General features: G+C 75.1%; 16 protein-coding genes and 1 riboswitch. Of the genes, 12 read left to right on the top strand and 4 right to left on the bottom strand.

Going from position 1 to position 18,690, the window contains the following annotated elements:
• Positions 1–17 precede the first annotated feature (17 nt).
• Together TEK04_RS17265 and TEK04_RS17260 are read left to right on the top strand one after the other, a co-directional pair.
• The gene (locus TEK04_RS17265; protein ID WP_336405594.1) at positions 18–2,888 is read left to right on the top strand and encodes an alpha/beta fold hydrolase; all 2,871 of its coding nucleotides are present in this window, start codon (positions 18–20) and stop codon (positions 2,886–2,888) included.
• On the top strand, positions 2,885–3,748 hold the full coding sequence (locus TEK04_RS17260; protein ID WP_336405593.1) for an ABC transporter permease: 864 nt from the start codon (positions 2,885–2,887) through the stop codon (positions 3,746–3,748). The genes TEK04_RS17265 and TEK04_RS17260 overlap by 4 nt, the downstream gene beginning before the upstream one ends.
• On the opposite strand, the gene TEK04_RS17255 is transcribed toward TEK04_RS17260, so the two are convergent.
• Entirely contained in the window at positions 3,745–4,563 is an 819-nt protein-coding gene (locus TEK04_RS17255) for an HAD family hydrolase (protein ID WP_336405592.1), read from the bottom strand. The two genes, TEK04_RS17260 and TEK04_RS17255, sit on opposite strands and share 4 nt — an antisense overlap.
• 32 nt (positions 4,564–4,595) lie before the next feature.
• Positions 4,596–4,713: riboswitch (SAM riboswitch) on the top strand.
• Positions 4,714–4,725: 12 nt separating this feature from the next.
• Between TEK04_RS17255 and thrC the strand changes: the two genes are divergently transcribed.
• The 8 genes from thrC to groL all read left to right on the top strand — a co-directional run bounded on the left by thrC (position 4,726) and on the right by groL (position 14,463).
• The gene (gene thrC / locus TEK04_RS17250) at positions 4,726–6,015 is read left to right on the top strand and encodes a threonine synthase (protein WP_336405591.1); all 1,290 of its coding nucleotides are present in this window, start codon (positions 4,726–4,728) and stop codon (positions 6,013–6,015) included.
• A 151-nt stretch (positions 6,016–6,166) separates the two neighbouring features.
• Positions 6,167–7,087, top strand: a complete 921-nt coding sequence (locus TEK04_RS17245; RefSeq protein WP_336405590.1) for a nucleotidyl cyclase domain-containing protein — start codon at positions 6,167–6,169, stop codon at positions 7,085–7,087.
• A gap of 86 nt (positions 7,088–7,173) precedes the next feature.
• Complete coding sequence (locus TEK04_RS17240) at positions 7,174–8,247, top strand: GAF domain-containing protein (protein ID WP_336405589.1); 1,074 nt, start codon at positions 7,174–7,176, stop codon at positions 8,245–8,247.
• Positions 8,244–8,840 (top strand): archaeosortase/exosortase family protein, encoded by a 597-nt coding sequence (locus tag TEK04_RS17235; RefSeq protein ID WP_336405588.1) that lies wholly within the window; start codon positions 8,244–8,246, stop codon positions 8,838–8,840. Before TEK04_RS17240 ends, TEK04_RS17235 begins: the two co-directional genes overlap by 4 nt.
• On the top strand, positions 8,837–10,705 hold the full coding sequence (locus TEK04_RS17230) for a glycosyltransferase family 2 protein (RefSeq protein ID WP_336405587.1): 1,869 nt from the start codon (positions 8,837–8,839) through the stop codon (positions 10,703–10,705). Before TEK04_RS17235 ends, TEK04_RS17230 begins: the two co-directional genes overlap by 4 nt.
• On the top strand, positions 10,702–11,559 hold the full coding sequence (locus TEK04_RS17225; protein ID WP_336405586.1) for a choice-of-anchor P family protein: 858 nt from the start codon (positions 10,702–10,704) through the stop codon (positions 11,557–11,559). The genes TEK04_RS17230 and TEK04_RS17225 overlap by 4 nt, the downstream gene beginning before the upstream one ends.
• Entirely contained in the window at positions 11,556–12,650 is a 1,095-nt protein-coding gene (gene wecB, locus TEK04_RS17220; RefSeq protein WP_336405585.1) for a non-hydrolyzing UDP-N-acetylglucosamine 2-epimerase, read from the top strand. Before TEK04_RS17225 ends, wecB begins: the two co-directional genes overlap by 4 nt.
• A 187-nt stretch (positions 12,651–12,837) precedes the next feature.
• Entirely contained in the window at positions 12,838–14,463 is a 1,626-nt protein-coding gene (groL, locus tag TEK04_RS17215) for a chaperonin GroEL (RefSeq protein ID WP_336405584.1), read from the top strand.
• A 124-nt stretch (positions 14,464–14,587) separates the two neighbouring features.
• Here groL and TEK04_RS17210 read toward each other — a convergent pair whose 3' ends face one another.
• Complete coding sequence (locus TEK04_RS17210; protein WP_336405583.1) at positions 14,588–15,571, bottom strand: Gfo/Idh/MocA family protein; 984 nt, start codon at positions 15,569–15,571, stop codon at positions 14,588–14,590.
• Positions 15,572–15,603: 32 nt separating this feature from the next.
• Between TEK04_RS17210 and TEK04_RS17205 the strand changes: the two genes are divergently transcribed.
• On the top strand, positions 15,604–15,864 hold the full coding sequence (locus tag TEK04_RS17205) for a DUF4031 domain-containing protein (protein ID WP_336405582.1): 261 nt from the start codon (positions 15,604–15,606) through the stop codon (positions 15,862–15,864).
• Between the two features lie 45 nt (positions 15,865–15,909).
• On the opposite strand, the gene TEK04_RS17200 is transcribed toward TEK04_RS17205, so the two are convergent.
• Both TEK04_RS17200 and TEK04_RS17195 read right to left on the bottom strand, forming a co-directional pair.
• Positions 15,910–16,536, bottom strand: coding sequence for an HD domain-containing protein (locus tag TEK04_RS17200; protein WP_336405581.1), 627 nt, complete (start codon positions 16,534–16,536; stop codon positions 15,910–15,912).
• Complete coding sequence (locus TEK04_RS17195; RefSeq protein ID WP_336405580.1) at positions 16,533–17,831, bottom strand: ArgE/DapE family deacylase; 1,299 nt, start codon at positions 17,829–17,831, stop codon at positions 16,533–16,535. The genes TEK04_RS17200 and TEK04_RS17195 overlap by 4 nt, the downstream gene beginning before the upstream one ends.
• On the opposite strand from TEK04_RS17195, the gene TEK04_RS17190 reads away from it, so the two are divergent.
• The gene (locus TEK04_RS17190) at positions 17,830–18,576 is read left to right on the top strand and encodes an LURP-one-related family protein (protein WP_336405579.1); all 747 of its coding nucleotides are present in this window, start codon (positions 17,830–17,832) and stop codon (positions 18,574–18,576) included. The genes TEK04_RS17195 and TEK04_RS17190 overlap by 2 nt on opposite strands.
• Positions 18,577–18,690 lie beyond the last annotated feature (114 nt).

The raw sequence follows: 18,690 nt of genomic DNA, 5'->3' as shown, positions 1-18,690 counted from the left end.
CCGTCCGTTCACCCGCCGTGCGTCCCACCGCCGGGCTCGTGCGTCCCCGCCCGCGCCCCGGCGCACGTGCGGCGCTCGCGGCCCTCACCACCGTCCTGCTCGCCGCCGCCCTGCTGGCCCTGCCGGTCGCCGTCCCCGCGGCCGCCCCGGCCCGCGCCGCCGAGGACGTCGCCACCGACGACGCCACGGTGCCCTCCGGCGCCGGGGCCGACGCCGTCGAGCTGGACACCACCACCTACGTGCCCGCCTCGGCCACCGCCGCGGACCCCGCCCCGGCGGTGGTCCTGGCCCACGGGTTCGGCGGCAGCAAGCAGTCGGTGGCCGCCGACGCCCGCGACCTGGCGGCCCGCGGCTACGTGGTGCTGACCTACTCCGCGCGCGGGTTCGGTGCCAGCACCGGGCAGATCGGCCTCGACGACCCGCGCTACGAGGTGGCCGACCTGTCCACCCTGCTCGACGTCCTGGCCGCGCGCGACGACGTGCAGCTGGACGCCCCCGGCGACCCGCGGGTCGGCGTGGCCGGCGCCAGCTACGGCGGGGCGCTCGCCCTGCTGGGCGCGGCCTACGACGACCGGGTCGACGCGATCGCCCCGCAAATCACCTGGAACTCGCTCACCACCGCCCTCTTCCCGTCCCAGGCCGGCGCCGTCGACGGCAGCACCCCGGCGGCCACGCCGAGCACCGGGGGCAGCGGGGTGTTCAAGCGGCTGTGGTCCGGGCTGTTCTTCGGGGCCGGGTCGGTGCCCACCGGCGACGGCCTGCTGGCCTCGCTGACCGGTGGGGCCACCGCGGGGTCCGGGGGCGCGCTCCCCGACGTCGACCCCTCGACGCTGGACTCCGCGGCCGTCGAGCAGGCCTTGACCTGCGGCCGGTTCCGGGCCGAGGTCTGCGCCGCGTACCAGGCGGCTGCGGCCAGCGGCACGCTCACCCCCGAGATCGCCACGGTGCTTGACCGGTCGTCCCCGGCTGGTGTGCTCGATCGCATCACCGCACCCACCCTGCTGGTGCAGGGCACGAAGGACTCCCTCTTCGGCCTCGGGCAGGCCGACGCCAACGCCCGCGGCATCGCGGCGAACGGCACCCCGGTGAGGGTCGTCTGGTACGACGGCGGCCACGACGCCAGCGCCTCGGAGGGCGACACCGCCGACCTGCGCGACCTGGTCGCCGGCTGGTTCGACGTCCACCTGCGGGGCGAGGGCGCCGACCCGGGCACCGGGTTCACCTTCCCCGTGCCCACCGGGGTCAGCGCGGCCGCCGGCAGCGTGCGCGGTGGCGGGCAGACCGAGACGGCAGCGGCCTACCCGGGGCTGACCGGTGACCCCGTGCAGCGGGTCGCCGTCCCGCTGTCGGGCACCACCTCCCCGGTCGTCACCCCGCCCGGCGGCAACCCGGCGGCCATCACCACCGTGCCCGGCCTCGGTGCCGTGACCGCCGCGCTCGGCGGGACGACGGTGGAGATCCCCGGCCAGTTCGCCGCCTTCGACTCCGAGCCGCTGGACGACGCGGTCGACGTCGTGGGCGCCTCGACCGTGACGCTGACCGTGTCCTCCCCGACGGGCACGGCGACGCTGTTCGCCAAGCTCTACGACGTCGCGGCCGACGGCGCGCAGACCCTGCCCGCGGGCCTGGTCGCGCCGCTGTCGTTGACCGGGCTGTCGACCGACCCGACCGCGCCCACCGAGGTCGAGGTGACGCTGCCGGGCATCGTGCACCGCTTCGAGGCCGGGCACACCATGCGCGTGCTGGTGTCCTCCACCGACCAGGCCTTCGCCGCCCCCGCCGAGTCGTCGGTGTACGCGGTGGGGCTGGCCGACGGTGCCGCGGTCGCCGCGCCCACCGTCACCGGCAGCGTGCAGAGCGCCACGGGTGCGACGCGGTGGTGGGTGCTGCTCGGCGTGCTGGCCGCGCTGGCCGTCGGCGGGGTGGTCGTGGCGAAGCTGTGGGGCGCCCGCCGGCGCCGGCAGCTCTCGGTGGTCGAGCCCGACGGCGAGGACGTGCCGCTGCGGTTCACCGGTGTCACGAAGAGCTACAAGGACGGGTTCACCGCCGTCCGGGACCTGTCGTTCGAGGTGCGCCGCGGTCAGGTGCTCGGCCTGCTGGGCCCCAACGGGGCCGGGAAGACCACCTCGCTGCGCATGCTGATGGGTCTGATCCGGCCCACCGAGGGCACCATCTCGGTCTTCGGCCACCCGGCGACGCCGGGCGCACCGGTGCTGTCCCGGCTGGGGTCGTTCGTCGAGGGCACCGGCCTGCAGCCGCACCTGTCGGGTCGGGACAACCTCGAGCTGTACTGGGCGGCGACCGGCCGGCCGCTGGCCGACGCGCACCTGGACGAGGCGATCGAAATCGCCGGCCTCGGGAAGGCGCTGGACAAGCGGGTGCGCTCCTACTCCCAGGGCATGCGGCAGCGGGTGGCCATCGCCCAGGGGATGCTCGGCCTGCCCGACCTGCTGGTGCTCGACGAACCGACCAACGGGCTGGACCCGCCGCAGATCCATGCGATGCGGCAGGTGCTGCAGGACTACGCGGCCACCGGCCGCACGGTCATCGTCTCCAGCCACCTGCTGGCCGAGATCGAGCAGACCTGCTCGCACGTCGTCGTGATGGCCAAGGGCCAGAAGGTCGCCGAGGGCACCGTCGAGGAGATCATCGGCACCGGGGGAGCGGTGCTGCTGGTCGTCGAGGGCGACCCGCAGCGGGCCGAGCAGGTGCTCACCGGGCTGGGTGCCGCGGTCGAGCGGGCCGACGAGGGGCTGGTCGTCGAGCTCGGCGACCTGGGCCGCGCCCAGGCCGTCGCCGCGCTGGTCGAGGCCGGCGTCGGGGTCGAGCAGGTCACCCCGCGTCGTCGCCTGGAGGACGCGTTCCTGTCGCTGGTGGGGGAGTCATGAGCACCGTGCAGACCACCGGCGCCGTCGCCGGGTACCGGCCCGAGCGCACCCTGCGGCTGTCGGTGGAGCTGCGCCGGCAGTTCAAGCGCCGCCGCACCATCGGGGTCTTCGCCCTCATGGTCGCTCTGCCGCTGGTGCTCATCGCCGCGCTGCAGCTGGGGGCCTCGGAGGACGCGCAGGCCAACGGCCGGCTGAACCTGGTGGACGTGGCCACTGCGTCGGGGCTGAACTTCACGCTGTTCGTGCTGTTCGCCACCACCTCCTTCTTCCTGGTCGTGGTCTACGCCCTCTTCTTCGGCGACACCGTGGCCAGCGAGGCGCAGTGGGGGTCCCTGCGCTACGCCCTGGCCACCCCGGTGCCGCGCATGCGGTTGCTGCGGCAGAAGTGGGCGGCGGCGTTCGTGCTCAGCGTCTCCGCGTTGCTGACCGTGACGCTGGTCGCCGTCCTGGCCGGGGGGATCGCCTTCGGGTTCGCCGACATCCAGACCCCGATCGGCATCGGCATCGACCAGGGCGAGGGCCTGCTGCGGCTGGCCGGGATGGTCGGCTACCTCGCCGTCCACCTGCTCGTCGTCGGCACCCTGGCGTTCTGGCTCTCGACCGTCACCGACGCGCCGCTGGCCGCCGTCGGCGGGTCGGTGTTCACGATGTTCGTGTTCGCCATCCTCGACCAGGTCGAGCAGCTCGGCGCCGTCCGGGACTACTTCCCGACCGCGGAGGAGTTCGCCTGGACCGACCTGCTGCAGACCCCGGTCGACAGCGGTGACCTCTACCGCGGCGTCATCCAGTCGCTGCTCTACGCGGCGCTGTTCACCGTGCTGGCCTTCCGGCACTTCGCCCGCCGCGACGTCACCTCCTAGAGGGACGCCCGCACGGCCTCGGCCCAGCCGAGGCCCATCGCGCCGTCCGTGGCGGTCACGTTCGGCAGCGCGGCGACGGCGTCGGCCATGCCGGGGACGGCGGCGCCGTTGGCGGTGACGAACAGCCGGCCGACGGCGTCGGCCATCTCCAGGTCGCTCACCGAGTCGCCCACCGCGACGGCGTCGGCCGGGTCGAGGCCGCGGCGCGCGAGGTCCCAGGCGATGGCGTGGCCCTTGCCGATGCCGCGCGGCATGAGGTGGTAGACGTGCGGGTCGCCCTCGACCGCCAGGGTCACCCGCGGGGTGCGCGGCACCCGGCCGTTGTCCTTGAGGGTGAGCCAGCCCCAGCCCTGCTCGGACAGCCAGGCGTCGACCTCCGCGGTGTCGAGCCGGCCGCGCAGCATCGCGTCGCCGACGTGGGTGCTCGACCACGGGGCGTGCCACTCGACCCGGCCGGGCCAGGTGGCCACCACCGCGTCGACCACGCCGAGCTCCGCCATGACCTCGACCGGCGCGCGGCCGGCGAACTCCTGCGGCAGCTCGCCGGTGAGCAGGTGGGTCTCGCGCCCGCCGGCCCAGCTGACCAGCGACCCCAGCTCGGCGATCGACCCGTCGACGGCGAACACCCGGCCGGCCTCCAGCAGCTGGGCGTGCGTGCGGCCCGACACCAGCACCAGCGGGACCCCGGCCCGGTGCAGCTCGAGCAGCGCCGTCCAGGGCTCGGTGGTCAGCTCGCCGTCGGCGGTGTGCACGAACGACCCGCGCGGGCCGACCATCGTGCCGTCGAGGTCGGTGTAGACGATGGCGACGGGCATGTGGCCCATCCTGCAGTAGGCTCTCGACGTTCCACTCATCCAGAGGGGCAGAGGGACACGGCCCGATGAAGCCCCGGCAACCACTGCGCGAGCAGCAGGTGCCCCATCCGTCCTGCGCGGTCGACGACCCCGTCGCAGGGAAGATGAGGAGGTAGTCGTCGCATGACCCTGACCGCTCCCGCTCACACCCCGGCCCCGTCGGGGATCCCGGCCAACCCCGCCCGCGGCCTGGTGTGCCGCAACTGCGGGGCGACCTTCGGCCTGATCGCCGAGCACGCCTGCGCCGAGTGCTTCGGCCCGCTGGAGGTCGACTACGACCCCGAGCTCATGCGTGCGGTCACCCGTGCGCAGATCGAGGCCGGGCCGCAGAACATCTGGCGCTACGCCCCGCTGCTGCCGACCGGCCAGGACCCCGCCCAGCGGGTCAGCCTGGACCCGGGCATGACCCCGCTGGTGCGCGCCCAGCGCCTCGGCGACGAGCTGGGCTTCACCGCCCCGCTGTGGGTGAAGGACGACTCGGCCAACCCCACCCACTCGTTCAAGGACCGCGTGGTGAGCCTGGCCGCCACGGCGGCCAAGGGCTTCGGCTACACGAAGATCGCCTGCGCCTCGACCGGCAACCTGGCCAACTCGGTGGCCGCGCACGCCGCGCGCAACGGCCTGCCCTCCTACGTCTTCGTGCCCAGCGACCTCGAGCCGGGCAAGATCGTGCAGTCGGCGGTGTACGGCCAGGCCCTCGTCGCGGTCGAGGGCTCCTACGACGAGGTCAACCGGCTGACCAGCGAGCTGGCCGAGACCGACGAGTTCGAGGACGCCGCGTTCGTCAACCAGAACGTCCGGCCCTACTACGCCGAGGGCTCCAAGACCGTCGGCTACGAGATCGCCGAGCAGCTGGGCTGGCGCATCCCGGCCCAGGTGGTCATCCCCATGGCGTCGGGCTCGCTGCTCACCAAGGTCGACAAGGCCTGGAAGGAGCTGGTGGCCGCCGGCATCGTCGCCGACACGCCGTGGAAGGTGTTCGGCGCGCAGTCGGCCGGCTGCGACCCGATCGCCACCGCGTTCGAGAACGGCTGGGACGTCGTCAAGCCCGTCAAGCCCACCGGCATCGCCAAATCGCTCAACATCGGCAACCCCGCCGACGGCCCCTACGCCCTCGACGCGATCCGCCGCACCGGTGGGTCGGTCGGCCGGGTGGGCGACGAGGAGATCGTGGCCGGCATCCGCGACCTCGCCCGTACCACCGGGGTGTTCGCCGAGACCGCGGGCGGGGTCACCACCGCCGTGCTGCGCCAGCTGGTGGAGGTTGGGCTGCTGGACCCCGCGGCCGAGACCGTCGTCCTCAACACCGGCGAGGGGCTCAAGACCCTCGACCCGTTGGCGCCGGTGGTCGGTCCGACCCACCGCGTCGAGCCCTCCCTGCGGTCGCTGCGGCAGGCCGGCCTCATCGCCTGAGCACCCGGTCCCCCGGAGGGGGTGCCCGGTCGGCTCAAGTCGCCCGGGCGGCTGCCGATCCAGAACACATTCGGACGGAATGGTTCCGTTCTGGGTGCGGGAGGGATCGATGGACGTGTTCGGGCGGTCGGGACGTCGGTCTGCGGGTGCGGTGGCACCGGTGCACGGGGTCGGCCGGGCGGCGGCCTTCGCCGCGGCAGCTGAGGACGTCGTCGACGACCTCGCCGCGGGCCACGGGTACGAGGCGGCGGTCGTCAGCCGGATGACCGACCGCACCTGGACCGGCCTGGCGGCCCGCTCCGGGGGGCGGGCGACCTCGGTCGGGCGGGTGCTCCCCGTGGAGCACACCGCCTGCCACCACCTGCTGGTCGACCACTGGCCGGTGGTCGAGCGCGACCTGCACCAGCACGCCGACCCGGCGCTGCGCTCCGTCGCGGAGCGGTACGGGGTGTCCGCCTACGGCGGGGCGGCGCTGCTCGGGCCCGACGGGCGGCGGCTGGGGAGCGTGTACGGCTACTCCTCCGACGCCCGCGACGACGTCGACGCCGACCGCTTCGCCACCCGGCTGGCGGTGGCCGCGGCGGATCTGGGTCGCCGGCTCACGTCGGCTCTGGAGGCCGCGGCCGACGAGCGGCGCGCGGCGCACGACCGCGCCCGCGCCAGCGCCGACGGCGTGACCGGTCTGCCCGACCGGCGCGGGTGGGGGCTGTTCCTGCAGGAGGAGGGCGTCCGGGCCGGTCGGCTGGGTGAGGACATGTCCGTCGTGCTCCTGGACGTCGGCCTCGTGCGCACGGTGCGCGGGGTGCGTCGGGCCGGGGACGTGCTGCGCGAGGCGCTCGGCGACCTGGGCGTGAGCCGGGTCAGCGGCCGGCAGTTCGGGGTGGTGGCCGGCGGCCCGGGCGACGCCGACCCGGCCGAGGTCGCCGCGACTGCGCAGGCGGCGCTGCGCGCGGCCGGCTACACCGCGACCAGCGGGTGGGCGCTGCGCGACCCGCTGGAGGGTGCGGTGGGTACCTGGTGGCGGGCCGAGGACGCGCTGCTCCGGGTGCGGGCCGCGACGGCCGCCGGCTGAGCCCCGTCCCGGGGGGTCGCACGCCCCGCCGTCCTGCCGATAAGGGGGATGACGATCCGGAACAGAAGTAGCTGGAAGTGGGTGGCGTGGTGGTGCGGCAGGTGGAGGCCCCGGTGCGGGGCGCCGGGGGCTGGGCCGACGAGTTCGCCATCGCCCCGTCGGTGCAGGTGCTCGACACGCGCGTCGGCGGGCCCGCGCTGCCCGACCGGGCCGCCGTGTGGTCGCGCGGCACCCTGCCCGGGGCCGATGCCGCGCTCTCGCTGCTCGGCACGCTGGGCGGGGTCGACGCGTGGACCGTCACCCGCCTGACCGAGGACACCTGGACCGGGCTGGCCGTCCAGCGAACCGCCCGCGCGACCGCGCCGGGTGCGGCCTGGGCCAGCAGCCGGGCGGCCCAGTACACCGCGGGCACCCCCGTCGCCCGCGACCGGTCGCTGTGCCACCACCTGCTCACCGGCCCGCAGGCGGTCGCCATCCGCGACCTGGGCGCCGACCCCGCACCGGACCTCCGGCGGATCGCCGACGGCTGGGGTCTGCACGGCTACCTCGGCATCGCCCTGGTGGCCCCCGACGGGCGGCAGCTGGGCTCGCTGGCCGGGCTGAGCGCCCAGCCGCTGGAGACCGCCGACCGCAACTGGACCGAGCTGCTGACGGTGCAGGCCGCCGCGCTGCAGGCGTCGTTGAGCGCCGACATCGCCGCCCTGGTCGGGCGCCGGCAGGAGAGCTTCGAGCGCAGCCTGGGCAGCCAGGACGACGTCACCCGCCTGCCCAACCGGCGGGGCTGGGCGTCGCTGCTGGCCACCGAGGAGCAGCTGTCCACCCCGGTCGGCGACCCGGTGGGGCTGGCGCTGGTCGACCTCGGTGTCGTGCGCACCGTGCGGTCGCTGCGGCGAGCGGTGGCGGTGGCCCGCGAGGCCGCCGGCGACGTGCAGCTGGCCCGGGTGGGCCCGCGCCAGCTGGGCATCCTCGCGGGTGGGCTGCAGACCTCGCAGGTCACGCGCACGGCCGGCCTGGTGCAGGCGCGGCTGGAGGGTGCCGGGTTCACGACGGCGACCGCGCACACCATGCGGGCCGGGCTGGAGCCGATCGCGACCACGTGGGCCCGGGCCGAGAACGCGCTCGTCGCCGCTCGCCGGGAGCAGGCGGGGCGAGGCCGATGACCGCGGGCGTCCCCGACACCTGGCTGCTGTCGACCGAGACCGACCGCACCGCCGACGTCGGACTCGTGCGCCCCGGCATGGTGGCCGGCGGCGTGCTGACCCTGGTGCTGATGCTGGTCGAGGCCGACCGGCTGCAACGCTGGGAGGCCGCGGCCGCGGTGCCCCTCGCCCGCCTGGTCGGGGTCGAGGACGCCCGCCAGCTGGGACGCTCGGTGCTGTTCAGCGTCGACGGGCAGGCCACCGGCATCGACGTCACCGTCGGGTGCACTGCGGCGTTCCTGCTGCTGCCCTTCGTCGCGGCCACCACGGTGCTGCTGGCCGTGCGGCGCATCCCGGCGCTGCGGGCGATCGCCTCGCTGGGCACCGCCGTCCTGGTGATCCTGGCGGTCAACCAGGCGCGGATGCTGGCCATCACCGCCGGCATGGTCACCTGGGGGCCCGAGGTCGGCTACGCCCGCACCCACGTGCTGGTGGGCACCGCGGTGAGCACGCTGGGCCTCGTGGTGGCCGGCACCTGTTTCCTGCTCGTGCTGCTGCGCGGCACCTACCCCTCCGCCCGGCCCGACCCGCTCGACCTCGAGCCCCTGCGGTGAACGCCGACAACCTGGCGCTGGCCGCGCTCAACACCACCGCGTTCCTGCTCTGCGTGGCCTTCCTGCTCTACGTGGTGTTCATCATGCGGCCCTTCCTCGCCCGCGCCGACGGCATCCCGGGCAGCCGCGCCGGCTACGACTTCCACTTCGTCGTGCCCTGCCTCGACGAGGAGCTGGTGGTCGGCGGCACCGTGCGGCACCTGCTCGCGACCTTCCCCGAGGTCACGCTCTGGGTCGTCGACGACGGCTCCACCGACCTCACGCCCGGCGTCCTGGCCGACCTGGGCGAGCAGTTCCCGCAGCTGCGGGTGGTCACCCGCCGGCTCCCGGACGCCCGCCGCGGCAAGGGGGCGGCGCTGAACGCGGCCTGGCGGGCCATCGACGCCGCGCTGCCGGCCGGGGCCGACCGGCACCGCGTCGTGGTCGGCGTCCTGGACGCCGATGCCCGGCTCGAGCGGCTGGCCCCCGACGTCATCTGCGGCTACCTGGTCGACCCGCGGGTGGCGGCGGTGCAGGTGCAGGTGCGGGTGACCGACGACGTCGACGGGCTGGCCGCCGCCGACCTGGCCGCCCTCGTCGCCCTCGACGACGTCCCGGCCCGGCGTCGTGACTCCTGGCTGGTGCAGCTGCAGGACCTGGAGTTCACCGGCCCCATCGCGGCGATGCAGAGCCTGCGGCGACGCACCGGCAGCGTCGGGATGGGCGGCAACGGCCAGTTCACCCGCATGTCGGCCCTGGACCGCATCGCCGAGGAGTTCGGCACGCCGTGGCACGGCGCCCTGCTCGAGGACTTCGAGCTCGGCCTGCACGTGCTGCTCACCGGTGCCCGCACCGAGTACTGCGACGAGACGTTCGTGGCGCAGACCGGGCTGCCGCGGGTCGGCGCGCTGCTGCGGCAGCGCAGCCGCTGGGCCCAGGGCGGCATGCAGTGCATGCGCTACCTCTGGCCGATCATCTGCTCGCCCCGGGTCAGCCTGCCCGGCGCGCTGGAGATCGCCTACTACCTGTGGGTGCCCTGGTCGCAGCTGCTGGGCTCGATCGTCTTCCCGGCGGCCGTGGCGGTGCAGGTCCACTACATGACCACCACCGGCGACGGCGTCGGCGACTGGTGGGCCGCGGGCGCCTGGGGTCTCGTGCCGCTCGCCGCGCTGTTCGGCGTCCTGCCGCACGTGGTCTGGGGGCCGGTCTACCGCGTGCGCAGCGGCGGGTCGGTGAGCCGCCGGCGCGCCGTCGCGCTCGGGCTGCTCAACGTGGCCTACGCCTACCTGCTCCAGGTGGCGGTCTGGTGGGCCTTCGTCCGCATCCTGCGCGGACGCCGGGACTGGAAGAAGACGCCCCGCACCGGCTCGGCCGGGTCGGGCCGGTTCGACCTGCCCGCGCCGGGCCGGGCCCCCGACGCCGGGGAGCGGTCGCTGTTCGCCGAACCGCCCCCGGCGGCGGGGTGGGTGCTCGACGTCGGCCCGCCGGTCTCCGAAGGGGATGCCCGGCCCACCGGCCGGACGACGCTGGCCGAGCCGTCGACCGGCCGGCTGGTGTTCGCCGCCCCCCCTGCCGCGCCCCCGGTCGAGCCCCCCACGGCGGCGCAGCCCCTCCTCCCGGGCGGGCGGCGCCCGCGCCCCACCGTGCCCGCGGCCCGGACGACCCCGGTGACCGCTGCGCCCCCGGCCGCCCCGGCGGCCCCGGCGGCACCGGCTCCCCCGGCGGCCCCGGCGGCACCGGCTCCGGTCGACCCCGCGGGACCGGCCACCGAACGGCTGTCCCCGGTGCTGACCTCGCGGCCGGCCGCCCCGCCCGCCGCCCAGCGCCCGCCGGCCCCCACCGCCCCCGCACCCGAGCACCCGAGCGACCTGGAGCAGCACCCGTGACCCTCACCGACCTCCGTCGCCGCGCCGGGACGGTGACCGCCCTGGCGACCGCGCTCGTCGTCCTGGGGGCGGCGCCGGCCTCGGCCGACACGGCCTCGGCCTCGGCCACCGCGGCGTCCATCACCCTGCTCGGCGGCAGCCCCGCCTCCTCGGGTGCGGTCACCGCCACCCACGACGGCGAGACCGGGTCGACCACCGGCAACCCGGCACCGGCCCTGGCGTTGCTGGGCTCGCAGACCCTCATCACCTCCGGCACCTTGGTGCAGAAGGCCGTCGCCAACGGGGACGGCACCTCGGCGGCGTGCTCGGCGCTGGTCGGCGCGGGCGGCGGCGTCACGATCGGCGCGGACGGCAGCTGCCTCGTCGCCCCGGGCACCGGCGGGGTGTCGCTCCGGCTGCTCGGCGGCGCCCTGCCGGTCGACGTCCTGGCCGACGCGATCTCCTCGCGCTGCACGGCCTCCTCGACCGGGGCCACGACGGCGGCCTCGTCGCTGGTCAACGCCCGGGTCCGGACCACCACGCTGACGGTCCCGACCGTCGTCCCGCTGGCGTCCTCGCCGGCGGTGGGGGCCGGGCTGTCGGTGCCGGGGGTGGCCACCCTGCTGCTCAACGGCCAGACCGCCCCGCAGGGCGCGGGCAGCGTGCAGGTCGCCGCGCTGTCGGTCAGCCTGCTCGCCGACGGCACCCGGGTCGACGTCGCGACCTCCACCTGCGGGCTCAACGTCGCCACCGTGGCGGTGCCGGCGGTGCCCCTGACCGGGTGGACGGTGGTGGCCGGTGCGGTCGTGGCCGGCTGGGCCGTCCTCGCGGCGCGCTGGGTGCGGCGCCGGGGCGTCGCGGTGCGCACGGCATGACCCCGCGGGTGGCGGTGGTCATGGGCACCCGTCCCGAGATCATCAAGCTGGCGCCGGTGGTGGCCGCGCTGGGCCCGGCAGCCCGGCCGCTGGCCACCGGTCAGCACTGGGACGCCGCGCTCACCGACGTGTTCTTCGCCGGCGTGGGCATGCCGCGGCCGATCCAGCCGCTGCGCGGCATCGGCGGCCGCGACCGCGCGGGCCAGGTGGCGGCGATGCTCACCGGGCTCACCGAGTGGTTCCGCAGTGACCGGCCCGACGTCGTCGTCGTCCAGGGCGACACGAACTCGGCCAACGCCGGCGCGCAGGCCGCCCACCACCTCGGCATCGCGGTCGTGCACGTGGAGGCGGGGCTGCGCTCGCACGACCGCGCGATGCCCGAGGAGATCAACCGGCTGGTCATCGGCGCGGTGGCCGACGTGCACTGCGCCGCCACCGCGGGCAACGCCGAGCACCTGCTGCGCGCCGGCGCCCCGCCGGCGTCCGTGCACGTCACCGGCAACACCATCGTCGAGGCGACCCGGAGCACGCTGCCCGACGCCGCGCGGCGGGCTGCGTTGCAGGAGCAGTACGGGGTGCGCCCCGACGGCTACGTGCTGGCCACCGTGCACCGCCCGGAGAACACCGACGACCCGGCCCGCCTGCAGGCGCTGCTGCACGCGCTGGGCGAGCTCGGCCTGCCGGTGCTGCTGCCGCTGCACCCCCGCACCCGCGCCGCGCTGGCCGCGTCGGGGGCCGTCGTCCCGGCCGCGGTGCGGTGCACCGCACCGGTCGACCACCCCACGTTCCTCGCGCTGGCGGCCGGGGCGCGGCTGCTGGTGAGCGACTCCGGGGGGGTGCAGGAGGAGGTCACGGTGCTCGGGAAGCCGCTGGTCGTGGTGCGCACCAGCACCGAGCGGCCCGAGGCGGTCGACGCCGGGTTCGCGGTGCTGGCCGCGCCCGGGGCCGTGGGCACCGCGGCCGAGTGGTTGCTGCGCCCCGGGTGGCCCGAGGAGCTCGCCCACCGGCCCAGCCCCTTCGGCGACGGCCGGGCCGCCGAGCGCATCGCCGCCCTGGTGCTCGCCGCCGCCCGGGTACCCGCCCTGGGGTGACCCCGTTCTTGCACTCGCCTGGGTCGAGTGCCAGACTCGTGGTTGGCACTCGGGGTATCCGAGTGCCAACCAGGTCGGTTCGGTGAGGCACCGGCGCGTGGGCCGCAGGAGCGTCCACGACGCGGGTGTCGTCCGTCGCGGGCACCGCCCGGCCTAGCAGCGAGCCACGCATGGAGGACACCACCACATGGCCAAGATGATCGCCTTCGACGAAGAGGCCCGCCGCGGCCTCGAGCGGGGCATGAACACCCTCGCCGACGCCGTCAAGGTCACCCTGGGCCCCAAGGGCCGCAACGTCGTGCTGGAGAAGAAGTGGGGTGCCCCCACCATCACCAACGACGGTGTGAGCATCGCCAAGGAGATCGAGCTCGAGGACCCGTGGGAGAAGATCGGGGCCGAGCTCGTCAAGGAGGTCGCCAAGAAGACCGACGACGTCGCGGGTGACGGCACCACCACCGCCACCGTGCTGGCCCAGGCCCTCGTCCGCGAGGGGCTGCGCAACGTCGCCGCCGGCGCCAACCCGATGGCCCTGAAGAAGGGCATCGAGAAGGCCGTCGCCTCGGTCTCGGAGTACCTCCTCTCGACCGCCAAGGACGTGGAGACCAAGGAGCAGATCGCTGCCACCGCCTCCATCTCCGCCGCTGACCCGGCCATCGGCGAGCTCATCGCCGAGGCCATGGACAAGGTCGGCAAGGAAGGCGTCATCACCGTCGAGGAGAGCAACACCTTCGGCCTCGAGCTCGAGCTCACCGAGGGCATGCGCTTCGACAAGGGCTACACCTCGCCCTACTTCGTCACCGACACCGAGCGCATGGAGGCCGTCCTCGACGACCCGTACGTGCTCGTCGTCAACTCCAAGATCAGCTCGGTCAAGGACCTGCTGCCCCTGCTGGAGAAGGTCATGCAGAGCGGCAAGCCGCTGCTGATCATCTCCGAGGACGTCGAGGGCGAGGCCCTGGCGACCCTGGTGGTCAACAAGATCCGCGGCACCTTCAAGTCGGCCGCCGTCAAGGCCCCCGGCTTCGGCGACCGCCGCAAGGCCATGCTGGGCGACATCGCCATCCTCACCGGTGGCCAGGTCATCTCCGAGGAGGTCGGCCTCAAGCTCGAGAACGCCGGTCTCGACCTGCTCGGCCGCGCCCGCAAGGTCGTGGTGACCAAGGACGAGACCACCATCGTCGAGGGTGCCGGCGACCAGGACCAGATCGCCGGTCGGGTCAACCAGATCCGCGCCGAGATCGAGAAGTCCGACTCCGACTACGACCGCGAGAAGCTCCAGGAGCGCCTGGCCAAGCTCGCCGGTGGCGTCGCCGTCATCAAGGCCGGTGCCGCGACCGAGGTCGAGCTCAAGGAGCGCAAGCACCGCATCGAGGACGCCGTGCGCAACGCGAAGGCGGCCGTCGAGGAGGGCATCGTCGCCGGCGGTGGCGTCGCCCTCGCCCAGGCCAGCTCGGTGTTCGAGAAGCTGGAGCTCGACGGTGACGAGGCGACGGGCGCGAACATCGTGCGCGTCGCGCTCGAGGCCCCGCTGAAGCAGATCGCCGTCAACGCCGGCCTCGAGGGCGGCGTCGTGGCCGAGAAGGTGCGCAACTCCGAGACCGGGTGGGGCCTCAACGCCGCCTCCGGTGACTACGTCGACCTGGTCGGCGCGGGCATCATCGACCCGGCCAAGGTCACCCGCTCGGCGCTGCAGAACGCCGCCTCCATCGCGGCGCTCTTCCTCACCACCGAGGCCGTCATCGCTGACAAGCCGGAGAAGGCCGCCCCGGCCATGCCCGGTGGCGACGGCGGCATGGGCGGCATGGACTTCTGATGAAGGACCACGTCGCCCCCCGCGACGCACTCCGTGCGCCGCGGGGGGCGACGTAGCCGTTCCATCGCGTCACCTGCATGACGGCGGGGCCGTCCTCCTCCGGGAGGGCGGCCCCGTCCGCGTGTCAGGCCTCGGTGAACTCGACGCCGAGCTGTCGCGCGGCCTCCTCGAGCACCCGCATCACCGCGAGGGTGTCGGCCAGCGGCATCACCGCCGACTCGGTGCGCCCGGCGAGCACGCCCTCGTGCACCTCGGCGAGCTCGTGGCTGTAGCCGGTGCCCGAGGCAGGGAGGGTGATCTCCTCGGGCTCCGCGCCGGCCCGGTGCAGCACGATCGTGGCCGGGTGGTGGAACCGGGGCAGGACGTCGACCCACCCCTGCGTGCCGAACACCCGCGCCTGGCCCGGCAGGGCGTTGCGCAACGACGTCAGCAGCGTGGCGGCGCGGCCGTCGGCGTACCCCAGCAGCAGCGCGGCCTCGGCGTCCACCCCGGTCGGGAAGGTCGACCCGGTCGCGGTGACCGTGTCCGGGTCGCCGAGCAGCATCTGCGCGAACGACACGACGTAGACGCCCAGGTCGAGCAGTGCGCCGCCGCCGAGCTCCTGGGCGAACAGCCGGTCGGCCGGGTCGTACTCCCGGGCCACGCCCAGGTCGGCCTGCACGCTGCGCACCTCGCCGATCGCGCCGTCGGCGACCAGCTCGCGCAGCCGCACGACCGCCGGCTGGAAGCGGGTCCACATCGCCTCCATGACGAACACCCCCGCGGCCCGGGCGGCGTCGACGACCTCCTGCGCGCCGGCGACGGTGGCGGTGAAGGACTTCTCCACCAGCAGGTGCTTGCCGGCGGCGATCGCGTCGAGGGCCACCGCGTGGTGCTGCGGGTGCGGGGTCGCCAGGTACAGGACGTCGACGTCGGGGTCGGCCACGAGGTCGGCGTAGGAGCCGTGCGCGGTGCCGATGCCGTGCCGGGCCGCGAAGCCCTGCGCCCGGTCCAGCGACCGCGAGCCGACGGCGGTCACCTCCGCCCCGGGCACCTGCACGAAGTCCCGGACGACGTTCTCCGCGATGCGGCCCGGTCCGACGATGCCCCAGCGGGTCGTTGTGGTCACCCCTGCGACGGTAGCGGGGGGAGACTGGGCCCGTGGCGCTGCTGATCGACACCCCCGTCTGGCCGTGGCGGGGGCGGCTGTGGTCGCACCTGGTCAGCGACACCTCCTACGAGGAGCTGCACGCCTTCGTCGAGGCCGAGCTGGGCATCCCGCGGCGGGCGTTCCAGGGTGACCACTACGACGTCCCCGAGGAGCTGCACGAGGTCGCGGTCGCCGCCGGGGCGGAGTCGGTGTCCTGCCGGGAGCTGCTCGCGAGGTTGCTCGCCGCCGGGCTGCGGATCAGGAAGCGCTGATCCCGGCATGCCCACTGCGCACTCCGCGGCGGGACTGCGCAGTGGTCATGCCGAGTCGACCCGCGCGCGCAGCAGCTGCAGCTCGGCGGCCAGGTTGGCCCGGGCCGCGGGCTCCCAGGGCTGGGCGGTCGGCGTCCGGTAGAGCCTCGGCAGGTCGAGCAACGACTCCAGGACGGCGATGCGGCCGGCGGTGAACGTGGCGTCGTCCAGGTGCCCGTACTCCTCCCGGACGGCGGAGGCGTAGCCGGCGTAGGCCTGCGGCGGGGCGGCCAGCACGGCGAGGTCGGCGTCGCACAGCACCGCGCCGTCGGCGTCGTCGTCACCCGGGTCGTGGCCGGCGGTCAGCCGCACCAGCCGGGCCACCTCGGCCAGCCGCTCGTCGGGCACCAGCCCGCGCAGCCCGGCGAGCGCCCGCTGCGCGCTGACCTCCTCGTTGTCGGTGGCGGTGGGGTCGTAGACCACGTCGTGGTACCAGGCGGCCAGGGCGACGGCGGTGGGGTCGGCGGCGTGCCCGGCCAGCTCGCCGGCCACGCCCAGGACGGCGGCCAGGTGCGCCAGGTCGTGGTAGCGGCGGTGCGGCTCGCCCCACGCGTCGACCAGCGCGGCCCACTCGGTGCGGGCGGTGGGGGAGTCCTCGGTCAGGGCGGCGAAGTCCTCGAACTGGACGGTCATGCCTCCACGGTGCACTGCCGCACCGCGGTGAGCGCGAGCACCCGGGCCACGTGGCCGAGGTCGGCGACCGGCACCTGCTCGCGCGGCGAGTGCGCCAGCCCCAGGTCGCCCGGGCCGTAGTGCAGCGTGGGGACGCCGGCGGCGGCGTAGAGGCGCAGGTCGGTGCCGGCCGGCACGTACCGCTCGGTCGGACGGGCGCGGCCGGCGTCGACGACGGCCTGCGCGACGGCGGGCAGCAGCGGCGAGCCCTGCGGGAGCCGACCGCTGGCGAACGCGCCCCCGACCCACTCGACCCGGGCGGGGTGGTCGGCCAGCCACGGGTGCCCGGCGCAGGCAGCGGCGACCGCGGCCTCGAAGGCGGCGCGGGCGGTCTCCACCGGTTCGTCGACCCGCACGCCGTAGCGGCCCTCGGCGACCAGCCGGTCGGGCACGGTCGAGGACCAGTCGCCGGCGTGCACGGTGCCGATGGAGAGCCCGTAGGGCAGCGCGGTGCCGGTGAAGCGCTCGACGTCGCGCTGCCGCGACGCCTCGAAGTCGCGCAGCGCCGCGTGCACGTGGCCGAACAGCTCGACGGTGCTCACCCCCTGGTCGCGCATCGCGCCGTGCGCGGCCAACCCGGTGAGGGTGAGGCGGAAGGTGAGCGCGCCGGCGTTGGCGGTCATGACGGCCCCCGCGGTGGGCTCGGGGATGATGCACGCCGCACCGCGGTGACCCCGACGGAGCGCGGCCCAGGCGCCCAGACCGCCGTCCTCCTCGCCCACCACGCTGTGCACGGCCAGCGGCCGGGCCAGCCGCACCCCGGCCGCGGCCACCGCCCGGGCAGCGGCGAGGGCGGCCACCAGCCCGCCCTTCATGTCGCAGGTGCCGCGACCGTGCAGCGCACCGCCGGTCAGCCGGGGCGTGAAGGGGTCACCGGGCCACAGGTCGAGCTCACCGGGCGGGACGACGTCGGTGTGCCCGCACAGCACCAACCCGGGCTCCCCGGCGCCACCGAGCGTGCCCACCACACCCCAGGCCTCCTCGCGCGCGACCTCCTGGCCCGGGGCGTCGTCGGCGGTCGCGGCCTCGACCAGGTCGATGGCCCACACGTCGGTCTCGGCGCCCAGCGCGCGCAGCCAGCCGGCGACGATGTGCTGGGCGTCGGACTCCGCCGGTGAACCGCCCACCGACGGCACCGACACCAGCTCCCGGAGCCGGTCCAGCAGCCAGGTCTCGTCGACGGCGTCCAGGACGCGGGCCTCGGCGTCGGTCAGGTCGGCCACCGGCACAGTCTCGCGCACTAGGTTGCCCGTCATGACGTCTCCGCCGCCCGGCTGGTACCCCGACCCCGCCGGGAGCTCGGCGTCCCGCTGGTGGGACGGGCAGGGCTGGACCGAGCACCTCCAGCAGCCGGCCGCACCGCAGCCGCAGCAGTACCAGCAGCCGCAGCACCAGCAGGGGCGGTCGATCCTGCTCGAGCAGCCGGTCCTGGTCGTGCAGCAGAAGACCAAGCTCATCGAGCTCACCAACGAGTACAAGGTCGCAGACGCACACGGCCAGCAGATCGGCGCCGTCGTGGAGGTGGGCCAGTCGGCCGCGAAGAAGGCGTTGCGGTTCGTCTCCTCGATCGACCAGTTCCTCACCCACCGGCTCGAGGTGCGCGACGCCACCGGTGTCGTGCTCGTGCTCCACCGGCCCGCGAAGCTGGTGAAGTCGCGGGTGCAGGTCAGCCGGGCCTCCGGCGAGCCGGTCGGGGAGATCGTGCAGGCCAACGCCTTCGGCAAGATCCGCTTCGACATGGTCGTCGGCGGCCAGGTGGTGGGGGCGATCCAGGCGGAGAACTGGCGGGCGTGGAACTTCGCGATCACCGACCACACCGGCACCGAGGTCGCCCGGATCACCAAGACCTGGGAGGGCCTCGCGCGGACGATGTTCACCACCGCGGACAACTACGCCGTGCAGGTGCACCGGCGCCTGGAGGAGCCGCTGGCCTCGTTGGTGCTGGCCAGCGCGCTGACGGTGGACACGGCGCTCAAGCAGGACGACCGCGGCTTCGGGTGAGGCGTACGGTGGACGTCGTCCGGGCCGGGCGACCTGTGTCCCCGGGCTCCACTGGATAACTGCCGCCGGGGAATACCGCTCTTTCGAGGCTGGAGCCCCGGATGCGCAACTCGC

It is taken from the genome of Klenkia sesuvii, assembly GCF_037083825.1.
GTDB lineage: Bacteria > Actinomycetota > Actinomycetes > Mycobacteriales > Geodermatophilaceae > Klenkia > Klenkia sesuvii.
Note: the sequence above shows the minus strand (reverse complement) of the source record. Positions and strands in the feature narration are given on the sequence as shown.

What these genes read in the sequence shown, in the direction of transcription:
- TEK04_RS17190 (WP_336405579.1), top strand. Translation starts at nt 17,830, where the DNA reads ATGACGTCTCCGCCGCCCGGCTGGTACCCCGACCCCGCCGGGAGCTCG.
- groL (WP_336405584.1), top strand. Translation starts at nt 12,838, where the DNA reads ATGGCCAAGATGATCGCCTTCGACGAAGAGGCCCGCCGCGGCCTCGAG.
- wecB (WP_336405585.1), top strand. Translation starts at nt 11,556, where the DNA reads ATGACCCCGCGGGTGGCGGTGGTCATGGGCACCCGTCCCGAGATCATC.
- TEK04_RS17260 (WP_336405593.1), top strand. Translation starts at nt 2,885, where the DNA reads ATGAGCACCGTGCAGACCACCGGCGCCGTCGCCGGGTACCGGCCCGAG.
- TEK04_RS17255 (WP_336405592.1), bottom strand. Translation starts at nt 4,563, where the DNA reads ATGCCCGTCGCCATCGTCTACACCGACCTCGACGGCACGATGGTCGGC.
- TEK04_RS17195 (WP_336405580.1), bottom strand. Translation starts at nt 17,831, where the DNA reads ATGACGGGCAACCTAGTGCGCGAGACTGTGCCGGTGGCCGACCTGACC.
- TEK04_RS17235 (WP_336405588.1), top strand. Translation starts at nt 8,244, where the DNA reads ATGACCGCGGGCGTCCCCGACACCTGGCTGCTGTCGACCGAGACCGAC.
- thrC (WP_336405591.1), top strand. Translation starts at nt 4,726, where the DNA reads ATGACCCTGACCGCTCCCGCTCACACCCCGGCCCCGTCGGGGATCCCG.
- TEK04_RS17200 (WP_336405581.1), bottom strand. Translation starts at nt 16,536, where the DNA reads ATGACCGTCCAGTTCGAGGACTTCGCCGCCCTGACCGAGGACTCCCCC.